The sequence below is a fragment of the Paraburkholderia sp. EG286B genome, assembly GCF_040965655.1.
In the GTDB taxonomy this organism is placed as follows: domain Bacteria; phylum Pseudomonadota; class Gammaproteobacteria; order Burkholderiales; family Burkholderiaceae; genus Paraburkholderia.
Map to the genome: position 1 here is coordinate 414,987 of NZ_JBFRCF010000002.1, position 19,331 is coordinate 434,317.

14 protein-coding genes and 1 tRNA gene are annotated in these 19,331 nt (G+C 65.2%); 8 read left to right on the forward strand and 7 right to left on the reverse strand.

Features of this window, described 5'->3' with window-relative positions; translation table 11 throughout:
* Nucleotides 1-48: 48 nt before the first annotated feature.
* Together aceF and aceE are read right to left on the reverse strand one after the other, a co-directional pair.
* On the reverse strand, nucleotides 49-1,725 hold the full coding sequence (gene aceF, locus AB4Y42_RS05260; protein ID WP_368693558.1) for a dihydrolipoyllysine-residue acetyltransferase: 1,677 nt from the start codon (nucleotides 1,723-1,725) through the stop codon (nucleotides 49-51).
* 78 nt (nucleotides 1,726-1,803) lie between these two features.
* On the reverse strand, nucleotides 1,804-4,500 hold the full coding sequence (aceE, locus tag AB4Y42_RS05265) for a pyruvate dehydrogenase (acetyl-transferring), homodimeric type (RefSeq protein ID WP_368686222.1): 2,697 nt from the start codon (nucleotides 4,498-4,500) through the stop codon (nucleotides 1,804-1,806).
* A gap of 295 nt (nucleotides 4,501-4,795) precedes the next feature.
* On the opposite strand from aceE, the gene fixL reads away from it, so the two are divergent.
* The 4 genes from fixL (at nucleotide 4,796) to AB4Y42_RS05285 (ending at nucleotide 11,381) form a co-directional block, all read left to right on the forward strand.
* On the forward strand, nucleotides 4,796-7,309 hold the full coding sequence (fixL, locus tag AB4Y42_RS05270; RefSeq protein ID WP_368693559.1) for an oxygen sensor histidine kinase FixL: 2,514 nt from the start codon (nucleotides 4,796-4,798) through the stop codon (nucleotides 7,307-7,309).
* Nucleotides 7,306-7,953 (forward strand): oxygen response regulator transcription factor FixJ, encoded by a 648-nt coding sequence (gene fixJ / locus AB4Y42_RS05275; protein WP_042264842.1) that lies wholly within the window; start codon nucleotides 7,306-7,308, stop codon nucleotides 7,951-7,953. The genes fixL and fixJ overlap by 4 nt, the downstream gene beginning before the upstream one ends.
* A 227-nt stretch (nucleotides 7,954-8,180) precedes the next feature.
* The gene (gene folD / locus AB4Y42_RS05280; protein WP_368686224.1) at nucleotides 8,181-9,035 is read left to right on the forward strand and encodes a bifunctional methylenetetrahydrofolate dehydrogenase/methenyltetrahydrofolate cyclohydrolase FolD; all 855 of its coding nucleotides are present in this window, start codon (nucleotides 8,181-8,183) and stop codon (nucleotides 9,033-9,035) included.
* 246 nt (nucleotides 9,036-9,281) lie between these two features.
* Entirely contained in the window at nucleotides 9,282-11,381 is a 2,100-nt protein-coding gene (locus tag AB4Y42_RS05285) for a M3 family metallopeptidase (RefSeq protein WP_368686225.1), read from the forward strand.
* Nucleotides 11,382-11,464: 83 nt separating this feature from the next.
* Here AB4Y42_RS05285 and AB4Y42_RS05290 read toward each other — a convergent pair whose 3' ends face one another.
* Both AB4Y42_RS05290 and dinB read right to left on the reverse strand, forming a co-directional pair.
* Nucleotides 11,465-12,751: an amidohydrolase family protein gene (locus AB4Y42_RS05290; protein ID WP_368693560.1), complete on the reverse strand. Its 1,287-nt coding sequence runs from the start codon at nucleotides 12,749-12,751 to the stop codon at nucleotides 11,465-11,467.
* A 105-nt stretch (nucleotides 12,752-12,856) separates the two neighbouring features.
* Entirely contained in the window at nucleotides 12,857-14,029 is a 1,173-nt protein-coding gene (gene dinB / locus AB4Y42_RS05295; RefSeq protein ID WP_368693561.1) for a DNA polymerase IV, read from the reverse strand.
* 165 nt (nucleotides 14,030-14,194) lie between these two features.
* On the opposite strand from dinB, the gene AB4Y42_RS05300 reads away from it, so the two are divergent.
* Nucleotides 14,195-14,902: an aspartate/glutamate racemase family protein gene (locus AB4Y42_RS05300; protein ID WP_368693562.1), complete on the forward strand. Its 708-nt coding sequence runs from the start codon at nucleotides 14,195-14,197 to the stop codon at nucleotides 14,900-14,902.
* A gap of 95 nt (nucleotides 14,903-14,997) precedes the next feature.
* Here the strand turns inward: AB4Y42_RS05300 and AB4Y42_RS05305 are convergent.
* Both AB4Y42_RS05305 and AB4Y42_RS05310 read right to left on the reverse strand, forming a co-directional pair.
* Nucleotides 14,998-15,074, reverse strand: a tRNA-Met gene (locus AB4Y42_RS05305).
* A 138-nt stretch (nucleotides 15,075-15,212) separates the two neighbouring features.
* The gene (locus AB4Y42_RS05310) at nucleotides 15,213-15,755 is read right to left on the reverse strand and encodes a PadR family transcriptional regulator (protein ID WP_368686229.1); all 543 of its coding nucleotides are present in this window, start codon (nucleotides 15,753-15,755) and stop codon (nucleotides 15,213-15,215) included.
* A 188-nt stretch (nucleotides 15,756-15,943) separates the two neighbouring features.
* On the opposite strand from AB4Y42_RS05310, the gene AB4Y42_RS05315 reads away from it, so the two are divergent.
* A complete protein-coding gene (locus tag AB4Y42_RS05315) occupies nucleotides 15,944-16,945 on the forward strand; it encodes an NAD(P)H-dependent flavin oxidoreductase (RefSeq protein WP_368693563.1) in 1,002 nt (333 codons plus the stop codon).
* A gap of 64 nt (nucleotides 16,946-17,009) precedes the next feature.
* Here the strand turns inward: AB4Y42_RS05315 and AB4Y42_RS05320 are convergent, their stop codons facing one another.
* Nucleotides 17,010-17,630: a 2-hydroxychromene-2-carboxylate isomerase gene (locus AB4Y42_RS05320; protein ID WP_368686231.1), complete on the reverse strand. Its 621-nt coding sequence runs from the start codon at nucleotides 17,628-17,630 to the stop codon at nucleotides 17,010-17,012.
* Nucleotides 17,631-17,730: 100 nt separating this feature from the next.
* Here AB4Y42_RS05320 and AB4Y42_RS05325 point away from each other — a divergent pair, with 100 nt between their 5' ends.
* Together AB4Y42_RS05325 and xth are read left to right on the forward strand one after the other, a co-directional pair.
* Nucleotides 17,731-18,459, forward strand: a complete 729-nt coding sequence (locus tag AB4Y42_RS05325; RefSeq protein ID WP_324149559.1) for an SDR family oxidoreductase — start codon at nucleotides 17,731-17,733, stop codon at nucleotides 18,457-18,459.
* Nucleotides 18,460-18,542: 83 nt separating this feature from the next.
* Nucleotides 18,543-19,328 carry an exodeoxyribonuclease III gene (xth, locus tag AB4Y42_RS05330; protein WP_368686232.1) on the forward strand — a complete coding sequence of 262 codons (786 nt, stop codon included), beginning with the start codon at nucleotides 18,543-18,545 and terminating at the stop codon, nucleotides 19,326-19,328.
* The last annotated feature ends 3 nt before the right edge of the window (nucleotides 19,329-19,331 follow it).

The window sequence follows — 19,331 nt, forward strand, 5'->3', positions numbered from 1 at the left end:
GCACGTCGTGGACGTGCGGCGCGTCGGCGCGAGCCGGTCAGATCGGTTTTACAGAATCACGCGGCGGAAATCGCCGAGGATCGAAGCGAGGTACGCGTTGAAGCGCGCGGCGGCTGCACCGTCGATCACGCGGTGATCGTACGAGAGCGACAGCGGCAGCGTGAGGCGCGGCACGAACTGCTTGCCGTCCCACACGGGCTTCATCGCGCTCTTCGACAGGCCGAGAATCGCCACTTCCGGTGCGTTGATGATCGGCGTGAAGTGCGTGCCGCCGATGCCGCCGAGCGACGAGATCGAGAAGCAGCCGCCTTGCATCTGGTCCGGCTTGAGCTTGCCTTCGCGCGCGAGCTTCGAGAGCTCGGCCATTTCCTTCGCGATGTCGACGAGGCCCTTCTTGTCCGCGTCGCGGATCACCGGGACGACGAGGCCGTTCGGCGTGTCGGCGGCAAAACCGATGTGGTAGTACTGCTTGAAGACGAGGTTGTCGCCGTCGAGGCTCGCATTGAACGCCGGGAACTTCTTGAGCGCCGCGACGCAGGCCTTGATGACGAACGCGAGCATCGTGAACTTCACGCCCGCCTTCTCGTTTTCCTTGTTCAGCTGCACGCGCAGCGCTTCGAGGTCGGTGATGTCCGCTTCGTCGTTGTTCGTGACGTGCGGGATCATGACCCAGTTGCGGTGCAGGTTCGCGCCGGAGATCTTCTTGATACGCGACAGCGGCTGCGTATCGATCGGGCCGAACTTCGTGAAGTCGACCTTCGGCCAGGGCAGCAGGTTCAGGCCCGCGCCGCCCGCAGCCGGTGCGGCGGCAGCGCCGGCCGGTGCTGCGAGCTGGCCCGTCATCACGCCCTTCACGAACGCGGTGACGTCTTCCTGGGTGATGCGGCCCTTCGGACCCGTACCCGTCACGCGGGCAACGTCCACGCCGAGTTCGCGCGCGAACTTGCGCACCGACGGCGAGGCGTGGCTCGGGCGGCGCGAGCCGCCTTCGCCTGCCGGAATGATCGGCGCCTGCGCGAGTGCCGACGGTGCGGCGGCCGCGGCCTTGGCCGGCGCTTGCTGGGGCGCATCCGACGGCTCTTCGACGTGCTTCGCAGCCGGTGCGGCGGCGGGCGCCGCGGCGCCTTCTGCTTCGACGACGACGATCTCGGTGCCTTCCGACACGTTGTCGCCGACCTTGACCTTGATTGCCTTGACGACGCCGGCTACGGGGCTCGGCACGTCCATGGTCGCCTTGTCCGACTCGAGCGTGACGAGCGACTGTTCCTTCTCGACGCGGTCGCCGACCTTCACGCCGATTTCGATGACCGGCACGTCCTTGTAGTCGCCGATGTCGGGGACCTTGACCGACTGCGCGCCGCCGCTCGCGGCGGGCGCTGCAGCGGGTGCCGGCGCAGCCGCTTGCGCGGACGCGGGCGCGGCGGCAGGAGCGGCCTTCTCTGCCTTCGCGGCGGGCGCGGGAGCGGCGGGCGCAGCGCCTGCACCGGCGCCGTCCAGCACCAGCACGAGCGAGCCTTCCGACACGTTGTCGCCGACCTTGACCTTCACTTCCTTGACCGTGCCCGACGCCGGGCTCGGCACGTCCATGGTCGCCTTGTCCGACTCGAGCGTGACGAGGGACTGCTCTTTTTCGACGGTATCGCCCGCCTTCACCAGCACCTCGATCACAGGAATGTCCTTGTAATCGCCGATGTCCGGCACCTTGACTTCGATCGCTTGACTCATTGTTAGTGTCTCCGGGGCCGCATACGACACGCCTCCCCGTTTCGGGGAGGCGCACATGCCATGCACAGGGGTGATGGGTTAGACGGTCATCGGGTTGGGTTTGGACGGATCGAGGTTGTACTTGGCGATCGCCTCGCCAACCACCTTGCGCTCGATCTTGCCTTCGTCTGCGAGCGCGTTGAGCGCTGCAACCGTCGTCCAGTAACGATCGACTTCGAAGAAGTGACGCAGCTTCTCACGCGTATCCGAACGGCCGAAGCCGTCGGTGCCGAGCACCACGAACTTGCGCGGCACCAGACCGCGGATCTGGTCGACCAGCGCACGCACGTAGTCGGTCGAAGCGATGATCGGACCTTGCGTGTCCTTGAGCAGCTTCTCGACGTGCGATTCGCGGCGCGGCTCGCTCGGGTGCAGCAGGTTCCAGCGCTCGACTTCGTGGCCTTCGCGGGCGAGTTCGGTGAAGCTCGGCACGCTCCAGAGGTCGGCTTCGACGCCCCAGTCGTTCTTCAGCAGGTCGGCGGCGGCGATCACTTCGTTGAAGATCGTGCCCGCGCCCATCAGCTGAACGCGCGGCGCCTTGGCGTTCGCGTCGGCCTTCCTGAACGAGTACATGCCCTTGATGATGTCGGCCGCCACGCTCTCGCCCTGCGGGATCGCCGGGTGCTCGTAGTTCTCGTTCATCACCGTGACGTAATAGAACACGTCTTCCTGGTCCTGCACCATGCGGCGCAGACCGTCCTGCATGATGACCGCGAGTTCATAGCCGAACGTCGGGTCGTAGCTGACGCAGTTCGGCACCGAAGCGGCCCACAGGAGCGAGTGGCCGTCTTCGTGCTGCAGACCTTCGCCGTTGAGCGTCGTGCGGCCCGCCGTCCCGCCCAGCAGGAAGCCGCGCGAACGCATGTCGCCCGCTGCCCAGGCCAGGTCGCCGATACGCTGGAAGCCGAACATCGAGTAGAAGATGTAGAACGGGATCATGATCTCGCCGTGCGTCGAGTACGACGTCGCAGCTGCGATCCAGTCCGACATGCCGCCGGCTTCGTTGATGCCTTCCTGCAGGATCTGACCGGTTTCCGATTCCTTGTAGAACATCAGCTGGTCGGAATCTTCCGGCACGTACTTCTGGCCTTGCTGATTCCAGATGCCGATCTGGCGGAACAGGCCTTCCATACCGAAGGTACGCGACTCGTCCGGCACGATCGGCACGACGCGCTTGCCGAGCGCCTTGTCCTTCAACAGGATGTTCAGGATCCGCACGAACGCCATCGTCGTGGAGATCTCGCGGCCTTCGCCCGTGCCCTTGAGCAACGGCTCGAATGCGTCGAGCGCCGGCACCGGCAGCGACTCGGCCTTCTGGCGGCGAGCCGGGAGGTAGCCGCCGAGGTCCATGCGCTTCTGGCGCATGTACTCGAGTTCCTTCGAGCCTTCCTCGAACGTGAGGTACGGCACGTCGACGATCTGCTCGTCCGTGATCGGCAGGCGGAACTGGTCGCGGAACTTCTTGAGCTGATCCACCTGCATCTTCTTCTGCTGGTGGGTGATGTTCATGGCCTGGCCGGCTTCGCCCATGCCGTAGCCCTTGATCGTCTTCGCGAGGATGACGGTCGGCTGGCCCTTCGAGTTCGAAGCTTCGTGGAACGCCGCGTAGATCTTGTGCGGGTCGTGGCCGCCGCGGTTCAGGTTCCAGATGTCGTCGTCGGACCAGTCGGCGACCAGCGCCTTCAGTTCCGGCGTGTTGAAGAAGTGCTCGCGCACGAACGCGCCCGACTCCGACTTGTACGTCTGGTACTCGCCGTCGACCACTTCCATCATGCGGCGCATCAGCGCGCCCGACTTGTCGCGTGCGAAGAGCGCGTCCCAGCGGCTGCCCCAGATGACCTTGACGACGTTCCAGCCGGCGCCGCGGAACTCGCTTTCGAGTTCCTGGATGATCTTGCCGTTACCGCGCACCGGGCCGTCGAGGCGCTGCAGGTTGCAGTTGATGACGAACACGAGGTTGTCCAGACGCTCGCGGCCGGCCATGCCAATCGCGCCGAGCGATTCCGGCTCGTCCGTTTCGCCGTCGCCGAGGAAGGCCCAGACCTTGCGGCCGTCGGTCCTGGCGATGCCGCGCGCCTGCAGGTACTTCATGAAGCGCGCCTGGTAGATCGCCATGATCGGGCCGAGACCCATCGAGACGGTCGGGAACTGCCAGAAGTCCGGCATGAGCCACGGGTGCGGGTACGACGAGATGCCCTCGCCACCCACTTCCTGGCGGAAGTTGTCGAGCTGCTTTTCGGTCAGACGGCCGAGCAGGAACGCGCGCGAGTAGACGCCCGGCGACGAGTGGCCCTGCACGAACACGAGGTCGCCGCCATGCTCAGCCGAGGGCGCGCGCCAGAAGTGGTTGTAGCCGACGTCATAAAGCGTGGCCGCCGATGCAAACGAAGCGATGTGGCCGCCCACGTTCGTGTGCTTGCCCGCGCGCAGCACCATGGCCATGGCGTTCCAGCGCGTGTACGAGCGGATGCGGTGTTCGATGTCCTGGTCGCCCGGGTTCTTGGCCTGGTTGGCAACGGGGATCGTGTTGATGTACGGCGTGTTCGCCGAGAACGGCAGATGCTCGCCGTGCACACGGGCGAATTCGATCTGCTTTTCGATCAGGTAGTGGGCGCGATCAGGGCCGACAGTCGAAATCACGCCGTCCAGCGCTTCAAGCCATTCGGCGGTTTCCTGGGGATCCTCGTCCTTGTCGGCGGCAACGTACTTGAGGACTTCGTCGGGTACAGCGGACATGCTCGTCTCCTGGATGTAGGGCAACGCTGTTGATCGGACCATGCGGGCGGCGACGCTTAAGACGTGACCGGGCCAACCGCAGCAGCTTCGGGGCGATTGTAATGACCCCCCTGACCATTGCGCAACAAAATTTTCGAATTGCGAGATGTGGTTTTATAATGTGAAAAATTGGTGCAGCGCATGCTTAATCGTTCGCGCCCCTGCGCCGATAACGGCCAGTTTGCACCTGTTTATCGGCGATTTACGGCTTTTTTCGCGGCATTTCCGTGTCTTACGCTGAGCTACAATCCTTGCCATGTTGACCGAACGGCTTTTCGCACGCTCGGCGCGGCCGCCCGGAACGCCCGGCGAGTCGTCGCCATCCCGCTGGCACCACGGACCCTGGTGGTCGAATTCCTATTTGCTGACGCCGCTCCTGTCGATCCTCGTGTTCCTGATCGTCATGAGCCTGATCTTGTGGAGCCTGAACCGCCGCGAGCAACAGCAGCAGGAAGACACGCTCTACCGCAACGTCGCATGGGCCCAGCAGCAGATCCGGCTATCCATGACAGGCGCGCAGGAGCAGCTGCAGGCGCTCGCTCGCGACCTCGCCGCGGGCCACAGCGATCCGCAGTATTTCCAGACGTCCACCACGGACATCATGCAGGGCCATCCGGAGATCCTCTATCTCAACTGGTACACGAGCCAGGAGGCGCCGCGCTGGCCCAACACGGCGATGCCGGTCTTCGGCCAGCGCCTGGCGAAGCCCAACGACGCGCAAATGGACGAGGCCGTGAAGGCCGCTTTCGCCGAAGCGCGCGCCACGCGCCGCCAGGTGTATTCGCCGCTTATTTATGACGACGTCGGTAACGGCTACATCACGCTGCAAACGCCGGTATACCGCGATCGTGAATTTCTTGGGTCGATCGCGGCCGTGTTTTCGGTCGAAGGCATCCTGAAGCACGACATCCCGCCCGAGCTGTCGGCCAAGTACAAGATTTCGATTCTCGACGCGAACAACCGCGAGCTCGCCACCACCTCGACGCGCCCGCGCCTGCCGCGCGACGTCTACTACGACCTGCCGCTCGACCCGCCTGGCCAGGGTGTTTCGGTACGCGTGTACTCGTATCCGCAGATGACCAACTTCACGAACAACACGCTCGTGTGGCTGGTCGCGGGGCTGTCGTGCTTCGTGCTGTGGAGCCTCTGGAGCCTCTGGAAGCACACGCGGCAGCGCTTCGAGGCACAGCAGGCGCTTTACGCGGAGGCGTTCTTCCGCCGCGCGATGGAAAACTCGGTGCTGATCGGCATGCGCGTGCTCGACATGCACGGCCGCATCACGCACGTGAACCCGGCGTTCTGCCGCATGACCGGCTGGGACGAAAGCGACCTCGTGGGCAAGAACGCACCGTTCCCCTACTGGCCGCGCGACGCCTACCCCGAAATGCAGCGCCAGCTCGACATGACGCTGCGCGGCAAGGCGCCCTCCTCGGGGTTCGAACTGCGCGTGCGCCGCAAGGACGGCTCGCAGTTCCACGCGCGGCTCTATGTCTCGCCGCTCATCGACAGCTCGGGCCGCCAGACCGGCTGGATGTCGTCGATGACCGACATCACGGAGCCCAAGCGCGCACGCGAAGAACTCGCCGCCGCGCACGAGCGCTTCACCACCGTGCTCGAAAGCCTCGACGCCGCCGTCTCGGTGCTCGCCGCCGACGAAGCCGAACTGTTGTTTGCGAACCGCTACTACCGCCACCTCTTCGGCATCCGCCCGGACGGCCATCTGGAACTCGCGGGCGGCGGCGGCTTCGATTCGGCGAGCGCCTCTTCCGACTCGATCGACATGGTCGACGCCTTCGCCGGCCTGCCCGCCACCGCGCTCACCGAGAGCACGGCGGACGCGCAGGAGGTCTACGTCGAAAGCATCCAGAAGTGGTTCGAAGTGCGGCGCCAGTACATCCAGTGGGTGGACGGCCACCTCGCGCAGATGCAGATCGCGACCGACATCACCACGCGCAAGCAGGCGCAGGAACTGGCCCGCCAGCAGGACGAGAAGCTCCAGTTCACGAGCCGCCTGATGACGATGGGCGAAATGGCCTCGTCGCTCGCGCACGAACTGAACCAGCCGCTCGCCGCGATCAACAACTATGCCTCGGGCACCGTCGCGCTCGTGAAGTCGGGCCGTGCCGCGCCCGACAACCTGCTACCCGTGCTCGAGAAAACGGCGCAGCAAGCCGTGCGCGCGGGCATGATCATCAAGCGCATCCGCGAGTTCGTGAAGCGCTCCGAGCCCAAGCGCCAGGCCACGCGCGTGGCCGACATCGTCGCCGACGCAGTGGGCCTCGCCGAGATCGAGGCGCGCAAGCGCCGCATCCGCATCGTGACCGACATGCGCTCGCGCATGCCCGTGATCTACGTCGATCCGGTGCTGATCGAACAGGTGCTCGTCAATCTCTTGAAGAACGCCGCGGAAGCCATGGCCGAAGCGCGCCCGAATGCGATCGACCCGGTGATCCGCGTGATCGTGAAGCGCGAAGGCGGCAACGTCTGCATCAGCGTGGTCGATCAGGGCCCCGGCGTCGACGAAGCCACGGCCGAGCGCCTCTTCGAGCCCTTCTACAGCACCAAGTCGGACGGCATGGGCATGGGCCTGAACATCTGCCGCTCCATTATTGAATCGCACCGCGGGCGTCTCTGGGTGGTCAACAACGTCGAATCCGACGGCCACATCAGCGGCGCAACGTTCCATTGCAGTCTGCCTATCGGCGAATCGGACACCCTCTCGCGGAACACCGACGAACCGACTCCACAAACCGTTACGGGAGAGCCATGAACAGCCCAGTCACCACCCAGGAAACCGTCTTTGTTGTCGATGACGACGAGGCCGTACGAGATTCCCTGCGTTGGCTCCTCGAAGCGAACGGCTACCGCGTCCAGTGCTTCAATAGCGCGGAGGAGTTCCTCGAGGCGTACCAGCCGGCGCAACAGGCCGGGCAAATCGCCTGCATGATTCTGGACGTGCGCATGCAAGGCATGAGCGGTCTCGAACTGCAGGAACGTCTGATCGCCGAAAACGCCTCGCTGCCGATCATCTTCGTGACGGGCCACGGCGACGTGCCGATGGCCGTCTCGACCATGAAGAAGGGCGCGATGGACTTCATCGAGAAGCCCTTCGACGAAGCCGAGCTGCGCAAGCTGGTGGAGCGCATGCTCGACAAGGCGCGCAACGAAAGCACCAACGTGCAGCAACAGCGCGCGGCCGCCGAACGCCTCGGCAAGCTCACGGCGCGCGAGCACCAGGTGCTCGAGCGCATCATCGCGGGCCGCCTGAACAAGCAGATCGCCGACGACCTCGGGATCAGCATCAAGACGGTGGAGGCGCACCGCGCCAACATCATGGAGAAGCTCAACGTCAACACGGTCGCCGACCTGCTGCGTCTCGCGCTCTCCAACAAGCCGCAACAGGCGCAGCAGTAAGCGTGCGTCTTTCTCCGGCAGCATTCGCGCGCCACGCCGCGCGAATGCTGCCGACGGCATCTCGCCGCGCCCCTCTTCCCTCCTCCATCGTCCGCTCAGGCCGGAGCACGCCCGCCGCGCGGGTATAATGTCGGCCTTCGAATGGCGCCCGCCCCACGCGCGCCAGCGCTCGCGCCAAAACGAGCCCGAACAGAGCCCGCATTGCCCACTCTCGACCCCGACCGACCATGACTGCCACTATCATCGACGGCAACGCCCTCTCCAAGAAACTGCGTGCGGAGGTCGCCACGCGCGCCGCCGCCCTCACCGCCCGCGGCCATCAGCCGGGACTCGCCGTCGTGCTGGTCGGCGACAATCCGGCGAGCGAAGTCTACGTGCGCAACAAGGTCAAGGCCTGCGAAGACAACGGCCTCTACTCGTCGTACGACCGCTATCCCGAGTCGCTTTCCGAAGCCGATCTGCTCAAGCGCATCGACGAGCTGAATCGCGACCCGAAGATCAACGGCATTCTCGTGCAGCTGCCGCTGCCCAAGCACATCGACAGCCACAAGGTGATCGAGGCCATCGCGCCCGAAAAGGACGTGGACGGCTTTCACGTCGCCAACGCGGGTGCGCTCATGACGGGCCAGCCGCTCTTTCGCCCGTGCACGCCCTATGGCGTGATGAAGATGTTCGAGGAGTACAAGATCCCGCTCGAAGGCGCGAACGCCGTGGTGATCGGCCGCTCGAACATCGTCGGCAAGCCGATGGCGCTCCTGCTGCTCGAAAAGGGTGCGACGGTCACGATCTGCCACAGCAAGACGCGCGACCTCGCGAAGCACACGCGCGACGCCGATATCGTGGTCGCCGCGGTAGGCAAGCGCAACGTGCTGACCGCCGACATGGTCAAGCCCGGCGCGACCGTGATCGACGTGGGCATGAACCGCGACGACAACGGCAAGCTCTGCGGCGACATCGATTTCGCGGGCCTGAAGGACGTGGCCGGCTTCATTACGCCGGTGCCGGGCGGCGTCGGCCCGATGACCATCACGATGCTCCTCGTGAACACGATCGAAGCCGCGGAGCGCGCGGCAGGCGCGTAAGCCACGCGCTGCGACGCGTCGCAGCATGACATTTTCCGAAGCGGCCCACCACGGGCCGCTTTCTTTTTGCGGCGCCGCCCGCGTGTACGAGCGCAGCCGCGATTGCGGCACCGCCCCCCGACATCTGTTAATTTGCTCGGATAACCCGGTTGGAAAGCGCGCCTGGCGCCCCAATACTCTGGCTATCGGGCGCGAGTGCCGCGCCCCCGGTCCCCTAACCCGCGACAGACAGGAACAGGAAGCATCATGGCTACTACCCCCTCCGACAATCCGCTCCTCGACTTCACCGGACTGCCGCGCTTTGGCGAAATCCGCCCCGAGCACGTAACGCCCGCGCTCGACGTCCTGCTCGCGAACGCGAAGGCCGCGGTCGAGCGCGCCGCGCAACCCATGACGCCCGCGCAATGGAGCGACGTGGTCGAACCGGTCGAACGCGCCAGCGAGCCGCTTTCGCGCGCTTGGGGCGTGGTCGGCCACCTGAACGCCGTCGCCGACACGCCGGAACTGCGCGCCGCCCACGGCGAGAACCTGCCGCGCGTGACCGAATTCTGGTCGAGCGTCGGCCAGAATCTCGAGCTCTTCAAGAAGTACAAGGCCATCACGAACCACAACTCGTTCGAGCTGCTTTCGGGCGAGCGCAAGAAGATCCTCGACAATTCGCTGCGCGACTTCCGCCTCTCCGGCGCGGAACTGCCCGAAGACCAGAAGCCGCGCTTCGCCGAGCTGCAGGAGCGCCAGGCCGCGCTCGCCAAAGCCTTCTCCGACCACGTGCTCGACGCGACCAACGGCTACGCGTTCTACGCCACGACTGAAGCTGATCTCGTGGGCCTGCCCGAGGACGTGATCGCCGCCGCGCGCGAAGCCGCCGAGCGCGAGAACAAGGAAGGCTGGAAGTTCACGCTGCACTTCCCCTCGTACTTCCCGGTGCTGCAGTACTCCGAAAACCGCGCGATGCGCGAGACGATGTACCGCGCCTACGTCACGCGCGCGTCCGAGCTTGGCCCCGTCTACGGCGGCGGCAAGGCCGAATGGGACAACACGGCGATCATCGAGGAGCAACTGAAGCTGCGCGCCGAAGAAGCGAAGATGCTCGGCTACAACAACTTCGCCGAAGTCTCGCTGACGCCGAAGATGGCGGAAACGCCGGCCCAGGTGATGAGCTTCCTCGAAGACCTCGCCACGCGCGCGCGCCCGCACGCCGAAAAGGACTGGGAAGAGCTGCGCGAATTCGCCGCGAGCGAACTGGGCCTCACGCAGATCGAGCCGTGGGACATGGCGTTCGCCGCCGAGCGCCTGCGCCAGAAGCGCTACTCGTTCTCGGAAAACGAAGTGAAGCAGTACTTCCCGGAAGACTTCGTGCTGCAGGGCCTGTTCAAGGTCACGGAAACGCTGTTTGGCGTGCGCATCCGCCCGGACACCGCGCCGGTGTGGAATCCCGATGTGCGTTTCTTCCGCGTGGAAAACGCGGACGGCACGCTCGTCGCGCAGTTCTATCTCGACCTCTATGCACGCGAAGGCAAGCGCGGCGGCGCATGGATGGACGACGCCCGCTCGCGCCGCAAGCTCGAAGGCAATGACGTGCAAACGCCCGTCGCGTACCTCACGTGCAATTTCTCGGCACCGGTCGGCGGCCGCCCTGCGTGCTTCACGCACGACGAAGTCATTACGCTCTTTCACGAGTTCGGCCACGGCCTGCACCACATGCTCACGCGGGTGGACGAACTGGGCGTGTCGGGCATCAACGGCGTGGAGTGGGATGCCGTCGAATTGCCCTCGCAGTTCATGGAAAACTTCTGCTGGGAATGGGACGTGGTGCGCGAAATGAGCTCGCACGTCGAGACGGCCAAGCCGCTGCCGCGCGAACTCTTCGACAAGATGCTTGCCGCGAAGAACTTCCAGAGCGGTCTCGGCACGCTGCGCCAGATCGTGTTCTCGATGTTCGACATGGCGCTGCACGTGGACTTCGACGCTTCGAAGGGCAAGAGCGCGAACGACCTGGCACGCGAGATCAACGAGCGCTACCACGTCATTCCGCAGGCACCGTTCTCGCGCTGGCCGAACACGTTCAGCCACATCTTCGCGGGCGGCTACGCAGCCGGCTACTACAGCTACAAGTGGGCCGAAGTGCTTTCCGCCGATGCCTATGCCGCCTTCGAGGAAGCCGCACAAGCCGCGAAGTCGAGCGTGCTCGACGAAGCGACCGGCACGCGCTACCGCAAGGAAATCCTGGAAGTGGGCGGCAGCCGCCCGGCGATGGAATCGTTCAAGGCCTTCCGCGGCCGCGAGCCGAACATCGACGCGCTGCTGCGCCACAACGGCATGGAGCAGCCGCCGGCACAGCAATGACCACGTGACTCGCTCGTAAGCGATCCGAACGAAAACCGCGCATGGGTGGGCAACCCATGCGCGGTTTTTTATTGCCGCGCGTTTTATCGATGCAGCCTGAAATCGACGCTTTGCGGCCGCCCTTCGAGCGCAAGCGCCGCGCGCTGCGCGGGTTGCCGGCTCACCACCGTGCCCCGGCTCACAACCGCGAGCCGCGCCGCGCGCAGCCGGATCGCCTCGACGGGATCGCGCGCGTCGAGCACCACGAGGTTCGCCGCGCAACCGGGCGCCACGCCGTAGCCTTCGAGGCCGAGGATCGTCGCGGCATTCACGGTCACCGCGTCGAAGCAGGCGCGCGAGGCGTCGGTGCCCGTCATTTGCGCGACATGCAGGCCCATGTGCGCGACTTCGAGCATGTCGCCCGAGCCGAAGCTGTACCACGGGTCCATCACGCAGTCGTGGCCGAACGCGACGGTCACGCCTGCCGCCAACAACTCGGGCACGCGCGTCATGCCGCGGCGCTTCGGGTAGGTATCGGCGCGCCCTTGCAGCGTGATGTTGATGAGCGGATTCGCAATTGCCGCGACACCCGACTCGCGCATGAGCGGTATCAGCTTGCTCACGTAGTAGTTGTCCATCGAATGCATCGAGGTGAGATGCGAGCCGGTCACGCGCCCATGCATGCCCAGCCGGTGCGTCTGCGCCGCGAGCGTTTCGATGTGGCGCGAGAGCGGGTCGTCGGATTCGTCGCAATGCATGTCCACGCGCAGGCCCTTGTCGGCGGCGAACTCGCAGAGCAGGTGCACCGATTCGGCGCCCTCCGCCATCGTGCGCTCGAAGTGGGGAATGCCGCCCACCACGTCCACGCCCATCGCGATCGCGCGCTTGAGATTGTCGAAGGCACCGGGGCTGCGCAATACGCCATCCTGCGGAAACGCCACGAGCTGGAGATCGAGATACGGCGCGACGCGGCGCTTCACTTCCAGCAGCGCCTCGACCGCGAGCAGCCGTGCGTCGCATACATCGACGTGCGAGCGGATCGCGAGGAGCCCGCGCGCGACGGCCCAGTCGCAGTACTGCAGCGCGCGTTCGACGAGCGCCTCCTGCGTGAGATGCGGCTTGAGCTCGCCCCAGAGCGCGATGCCCTCCAGCAGCGTGCCCGATGCATTCACACGCGGCAGGCCATACGAAAGCGTGGCGTCCATGTGGAAATGCGCATCGACGAACGGCGCGCTCACGAGCGCACCCGCGGCATCGATCTCCTCGTGCGCCGCCGTCGTGAGCTGCGGCTCGACCGCCGTAATGCGCCCTCCCTCGATGCCGATATCCACCGTGGGATACCCGGCGGGATGCGCATGCGCGAGCACCGCGCGGCGAATGATCAGGTCCATCTGCGGCTCCTTGTTCTGGCGTGGCGCTTTCGTTAAGACTCGCGTCGATTCTATCGACGCCAGAATGACGCCGCCAGCGGCGTGGCCCGCCTCTACGCGCAGGCGTCAGACGGGCGCGATCGGGCCGTCGTCTTCCGCGGGATCGTCGTCGAAGAGTGCGAACTGCCCGCGCAACGCCGGGTTGTCCTCTTCGAGCCGCACGCCCACGCCGAGCAGTCGCACCGCCAGCTTGCGCCGCGCGAGCCCTTTTTCGAGCATTAGTAGCAGTGTGCGCACATCGGTGGCGTCGGCCACACACTCGACCGTCGTACGCTGGAAGTCGGCGAAACGGATCTTCACGAAGAGCTTGCGCACCGCGTGCGCGCAAGCCGCGCGTTCGATGCGCGCGTCGAGCTGCACCGCAAGCCGCTCGAGCTCCTCGCTGCACGCTTCGAGCGTGAGCAGGTCGTTCACATAGGTCGTTTCGACGCTCACCGACTTGCGCTCCTGATCGGCGCGCACGGGCCGGTCATCCAGGCCGCGCGCGAGTTCGTAGAGCCGCTTGCCGAAGACGCCGAAATGCCGATGCAGATCGAACAGCGACCACGTGCGCAGTTGCGCGCAGGTGGTGAGCCCGAGGTTTTCGAGCTTCGCCGCCGTGACCTTGCCGACGCCGTGGATCTTGCGCACGGGCAGCGCGGCGACGAAGGCATCGACTTCAGGCGGACGCACGACGAAGAGGCCATCGGGCTTGTTCCAGTCCGAGGCGATCTTGGCGATGAACTTGTTGGGCGCGACGCCCGCCGATACCGTCACGCCCACGGTTTCGCGCACGCGCGCGCGTATTTCCTCGGCGATCAGCGTGGCGCTGCCCTTGCAGCGCGAGGCGCGCGTGACGTCGAGATAGGCTTCGTCGAGCGAGAGCGGTTCGACGTCGGGCGTGTAGTCGCGGTAGATCGCCATGATCGCGCGCGAGGCAATGCGGTACTTCTCCATCGCCGTGGGCAGGATCAGCAGCTCGGGACACTTGCGCATGGCGAGCGCCGACGACATCGCCGAATGTATGCCGAAGCGCCGCGCCTCGTAGTTGCAGGTGGCGATCACGCCGCGCTGGTCGGGCCGGCCGCCCACGGCGAGCGGACGGCCGCGCAGCGAGGGGTCGTCGCGCATTTCGACCGACGCATAGAAGCAGTCGCAGTCGCAATGGATGATCTTGCGAGCGGCGGCGATAAGTGCGGCGGCGGAGCGCCCCGGGGCGGGCGCAGCCGGCGGCGCGAGGTCGGAGGAAGGCGAGTTCACGGTCTCGATACTGTACAAAAACACAGTACTATTTTCAAGACAAGTGTCCGCGCCCTTTATCGGCTCCCGTACCGCTTCGGATCGGCCAGACCGTCTCTGGACTGCTGGCTGCGCGGGCCTATACTCGTGCGGACTGAACAGGCCACGAGAGCGAGGAACGAATCGATGAAGACGATCGGCGTGATTGGGGGGATGAGCTGGGAATCGTCGGCCGAGTATTACCGGCTGCTGAACCGCCACGCGAAGGCGCGTCTGGGCGGCCATCACAACGCGCGCAGCCTGATGGTGACCGTGGACTTCGCGCAGGTCGAAGCGCTCCAGCGCGCGGGCGACTGGGACGCGCTGGGCGTGCAGATGGCCGAGGCCGCGCAGCAGCTCGAACGCGGCGGCGCCGAGATCGTGCTGCTCGCGACGAACACGATGCACCGCGTGCGCGCGGCGATCGAGGCGACGATCTCGATCCCCTTCCTGCATATCGCGGACCCGACCGGCCAGGCGTTGCGCGCCGCGGGCTTCACGCGAGCGGGCCTGCTCGGCACGCGCTACACGATGGAACAGGACTTCTATGTGGGGCGATTGCGCGAGGCGCACGGCATCGAAGCAATCGTGCCGAACGAACACGATCGCGCGGACGTGCACCGGATCATCTACGACGAGCTGTGTCACGGCAACGTGGATGCGCAGTCGCGGCGCGTGTATCAGCGCGTGATCGAAGACCTCGCGGCACGCGGCGCGCAGGCGGTCATTCTCGGCTGCACGGAAATCACGCTGCTGATTGGACAGAACGACTCGGCACTGCCGGTGTGCGACACGACCGCGTTGCACGCGCAGGCCGCGGTGGATTGGGCGATTGGAAGCGAGGCAGGTGCCTAGCGATGGCGCTCGTTGCAGCTTCAAGCCGCAGAAAACAAAAAACCCGCTCAGAGCGGGTTCATTGTTTGGCACGAGGCCTTGTTGCTTAAGACGTTTGGTTGCGGGGGTAGGATTTGAACCTACGACCTTCGGGTTATGAGCCCGACGAGCTGCCAGACTGCTCCACCCCGCGTCCGTCAGAGAAAAGAATTATAGGGTGCCTCAATCACTCCGTCAAGAGGCTTTTTCACACGATTGAAACGTCGCTCGTTCGGACACCGTCGGGCAGGTAATCGCAACGCGATAATTACTTCGGACAACCTGGCACATTTCACTGTGCCTGCGGGGGTTCCACCAGCGTGCGCACCTCTTCCGCCCACGCAAGCCACATCTCCTGCGTATGGATGCCCGCCTTGAGGATCGCGTACTGCAACTGCTGCCCGCGCGTGAGCGATGCCGCGCCAAAATCGCGCTGCTCGATCTCCCGATAGGTCGCGAGCCGCGCACGATTTTCTTCGATGAGCCGCGCGAGTTCCTCGGCGAGGCCGAGCGGCCCGATCACGGCATCGGCACGCAGCTTGAGCAGAAACACGTTGCGCGAGTCGAGGTCGAGCGCGGTCTCGCGCACCCAGCGCGCCACTTCATCCCGCCCGACCGGCAACACGCAGTACACCTTCTTGCGCGACGCGGCGGCCGTCTCGTCTTCGATGACCGAGACCCACCCCGCGTCGACCATGCGGCCCAGTTCGCGATAGATCTGCTGATGGGTGGCGTGCCAGAAATAGCCGATCGCGCGATCGAAGCGGCGCGCGAGGTCGTAGCCCGATGAAGGCTTTTCCAGCAAGGCGATGAGGATGGCATGCGGCGTCGACATGCGGCGATTCTAAACCACGCCCCGCCCGATACCGGATCTGTTGCGGACCGAATTTTCCCACTATGCAACTGGTTGCATAGTTTCGGCGACTTTGCTATGTTTGAGCCTGCCAGCCGGCGCGTACGCCGGCGCATCGAATCACGCGACGGCAGCCGCACCCGGCGGCCGCCCCAATCCAGGAGATATGGATGTCCCTGCCCGCCGTGCTGCGCCGCGGCCTGTCGATTCCCGTCGTCGGCTCGCCCCTCTTCATCATTTCGAATCCCGATCTCGTGATCGCCCAGTGCAAGGCAGGCGTCGTCGGTTCGTTCCCCGCACTCAACGCGCGCCCCGAGCACATGCTCGGTGAATGGCTCGACCGCATCACCACCGAGCTCGCCGAGTACAACGCGAAGCATCCGGACGCCCCGGCGGCGCCGTTCGCCGTCAACCAGATCGTCCACAAGTCGAACGACCGCCTCGAGCACGACCTTGGTGTGTGCGCCCAATACAAGGTGCCGATCGTCATCACGTCGCTCGGCGCGCGCGAAGAGGTCAACCACGCGATCCACGCATGGGGCGGCATCGTGCTGCACGACGTCATCAACAACACGTTCGCGAAGAAGGCCATCGAGAAAGGCGCGGACGGCCTCATCGCCGTGGCCGCCGGTGCGGGCGGCCACGCGGGCACGCTCTCGCCGTTCGCCCTCATCCACGAGATTCGCGAATGGTTCGACGGCCCGCTGCTGCTGTCGGGCGCGATCGGCAACGGCAACGCAATTCTCGCGGCGCAGGCGGCGGGCGCCGATCTCGCCTATATCGGCTCGGCGTTCATCGCCACGCACGAAGCGAATGCCGTCGACGCCTACAAGCAAATGATCGTCGAAGGCGGCGCGGGCGATATCGTCTACTCGAATCTCTTCACGGGCGTGCACGGCAACTATCTGCGCCAGAGCATCGTGGCGAGCGGCCTCGATCCGGAAGCGCTGCCGCAGTCGGATCCGTCGGCGATGAATTTCGGCTCGACGCGCGTGAAGCCGTGGAAGGACATTTGGGGCTCGGGCCAGGGCATCGGCGCGGTGAAGAGCGTCGTGCCTGCGGCTGAACTCGTCGCGCGTTTGCAGCGCGAATACGAGGCGGCGCGCGTGCGTCTGGGCGTGGTCGCCGCGCCGCAAGCCGAGGAACAAACGGTGGAACAAGCCGCGCTCTGATGCGCGGCGCGAGGCGGGAGCGATCATGCCGCGCCCGCCTCGCCTCGTGCTGCAGCGCCGCGTTTTATGCGTGCGACTTCACGCGCGCGATTTCCTCTTCGACGTCGCGCAGTTGATCCTTGCCGAAGTACATTTCGTCGCCGACGAAGAACGTCGGCGAGCCGAACGCGCCGCGCTCGAACGCCGACTGCGTGTTCGCAAGCAGCGCGGCCTTCACATCGGCGTCCTGAATCGCCGTTTCGAATGCCGTGGCGTCGAGGCCGTCCGCCTCGAGCGCCGCGCGGATCACGGCGGGGTCGTCCATCTTGAGGCCCTCTTCCCACATGTGCGCGAACATGCGGTCCACGTAGCGCTCGAACGTGCCGTTGCGCTGCGCCGCAATGGCGCCGCGCATGATCTGCAACGTGTTCACCGGGAAGTGCGGATTGTGCCGATAGGCGCTCAGCCCATGCCGCCCGATGAAGCGCCGCATCTCGAGCATCATGAACTTGCGTTTGTTCTCGATGTCCGCGAACGCCTCGGCCGGCGAGCGATTGCCGCTCAGCTTGAAGAGGCCGCCGAGCAGGATCGGCACATACTCGAAACGCACCTGCTGGCGCGCTTCGATGCCGCCGATCACCTTGTGGCACAGGTAAGCGTTAGGACTACCGAAGTCGAACAGAAACTGCACCTTGATGTCAGCCATCGTGTCTCCCTTATGTGAATGCGCGCACCTTTGCCCGGGCGCGCCGACGTCCTAAGATACCTGAAACCGGGCCGCTGTAATCGACAGTGAGACAAACACCATGACGCAAAAGAAAGCCGTACTGGTAATCGGCGCAGGCGACGCCACCGGAGGCGCCATCGCGCGCCGCTTCGCACGCGAGGGCTACATTGCCTGCGTGACGCGCCGTAATGCCGACAAGCTCGCGCCGCTCGTCGCGCAGATCGAAGCCGAGGGCGGCGAAGCGCACGCCTTCGGCTCGGATGCGCGCAAGGAAGAGGACATGATCGCGCTCTTCGCGGAGATCGAAACGCGCATCGCGCCCATCGAGGTGGCGATCTTCAATATCGGCGCGAACGTGCGCTTCGGCATTACCGAAACCACGGCGCGCGTCTATCACAAGGTCTGGGAAATGGCCTGCTTCGCCGGGTTTCTGATGGGCCGCGAAGCCGCAAAAGTCATGCTGCCGCGCGAGCGCGGTTCGATCTTCTTCACGGGCGCGACCGCGAGCCTGCGCGGGCGCGAGGGCTTCGCGGCGTTCGCGGGCGCGAAGCACGCGCTGCGCGCCCTCGCCCAGTCGATGGCGCGCGAACTCGGACCGCAGGGCATTCACGTCGGGCAGATCATCGTCGATGGCGCGATCGACACCGAGTTCATCCGCGAGAATTTTCCCGAGCGTTACAAGCTCAAGGAACGCGACGGCATCCTGAACCCCGAGCACATCGCCGACGCCTACTGGACGCTGCACCAGCAGCCGCGCGATGCGTGGACACACGAACTCGATCTGCGGCCGTGGCTGGAGCAATGGTGAGGCAACAGTTGCCCGCTCTGCGAAGCAGGCGATAATGGCGGCGAAGTGCACCGAACGCACACCGTCACCCTATCGAGCCTCACATGAAAATCGCAACGTGGAACGTCAACTCCCTCAAGGTCCGTCTGCAGCACGTCATCGACTGGCTCAACGAGAGCAAGACCGACGTGCTCTGCCTGCAGGAACTCAAGCTCACCGACGACAAGTTTCCGCGCGCCGATCTCGAGGCGCACGGCTATCGCAGCTGGTTTGCGGGCCAGAAGACCTATAACGGCGTGGGCATTCTCGTGCGCGAAGGCCTGTTCGTCGACGAAGCCACCGTTGTGCGCAACATTCCGGGCTTCGAAGACCCGCAGCAGCGCGTGATCGCCGCCACGATCGGCGATGTGCGTATCGTGAGCGCGTACTTCCCCAACGGCCAGGCGCCCGGCACGGAAAAGTTCGCGTACAAGCTGCAATGGCTCGACGCCATGCACGACTGGCTCGCGCAGGAGATGCAGCGCTACCCGAAGCTTGCGCTGCTCGGCGACTACAACATCGCGCCCGAAGACCGCGACGTGCACGATCCGAAGGCCTGGGAAGGCCAGAACCTCGTCTCTCCCGAAGAGCGCGCGCAGTTTCGCCGGCTGATCGAACTGGGTTTCGTCGATGCGTTCCGCCAGTTCGAACAGCCCGAAAAGCTCTTCACGTGGTGGGACTATCGCATGTTCGCGTTTCGCCGCAACGCGGGCTTGCGCATCGACCATATCCTGCTCTCGCCCGCGCTTGCCGGGCACCTCACCGCGTGCGAAGTCGACAAGGTGCCGCGCAAGTGGGAACAGCCGTCCGACCACACGCCGGTGATCGCCACGCTCGACATTGCCGGCTGAACG

Coding starts and splice junctions, on each gene's coding strand:
- fixL (WP_368693559.1), top strand. CDS start 4,796: ATGTTGACCGAACGGCTTTTCGCACGCTCGGCGCGGCCGCCCGGAACG.
- AB4Y42_RS05315 (WP_368693563.1), top strand. CDS start 15,944: ATGTCCCTGCCCGCCGTGCTGCGCCGCGGCCTGTCGATTCCCGTCGTC.
- fixJ (WP_042264842.1), top strand. CDS start 7,306: ATGAACAGCCCAGTCACCACCCAGGAAACCGTCTTTGTTGTCGATGAC.
- AB4Y42_RS05310 (WP_368686229.1), bottom strand. CDS start 15,755: ATGTCGACGCCGCATGCCATCCTCATCGCCTTGCTGGAAAAGCCTTCA.
- AB4Y42_RS05285 (WP_368686225.1), top strand. CDS start 9,282: ATGGCTACTACCCCCTCCGACAATCCGCTCCTCGACTTCACCGGACTG.
- AB4Y42_RS05325 (WP_324149559.1), top strand. CDS start 17,731: ATGACGCAAAAGAAAGCCGTACTGGTAATCGGCGCAGGCGACGCCACC.
- xth (WP_368686232.1), top strand. CDS start 18,543: ATGAAAATCGCAACGTGGAACGTCAACTCCCTCAAGGTCCGTCTGCAG.
- AB4Y42_RS05300 (WP_368693562.1), top strand. CDS start 14,195: ATGAAGACGATCGGCGTGATTGGGGGGATGAGCTGGGAATCGTCGGCC.
- folD (WP_368686224.1), top strand. CDS start 8,181: ATGACTGCCACTATCATCGACGGCAACGCCCTCTCCAAGAAACTGCGT.
- aceE (WP_368686222.1), bottom strand. CDS start 4,500: ATGTCCGCTGTACCCGACGAAGTCCTCAAGTACGTTGCCGCCGACAAG.
- aceF (WP_368693558.1), bottom strand. CDS start 1,725: ATGAGTCAAGCGATCGAAGTCAAGGTGCCGGACATCGGCGATTACAAG.
- AB4Y42_RS05320 (WP_368686231.1), bottom strand. CDS start 17,630: ATGGCTGACATCAAGGTGCAGTTTCTGTTCGACTTCGGTAGTCCTAAC.
- AB4Y42_RS05290 (WP_368693560.1), bottom strand. CDS start 12,751: ATGGACCTGATCATTCGCCGCGCGGTGCTCGCGCATGCGCATCCCGCC.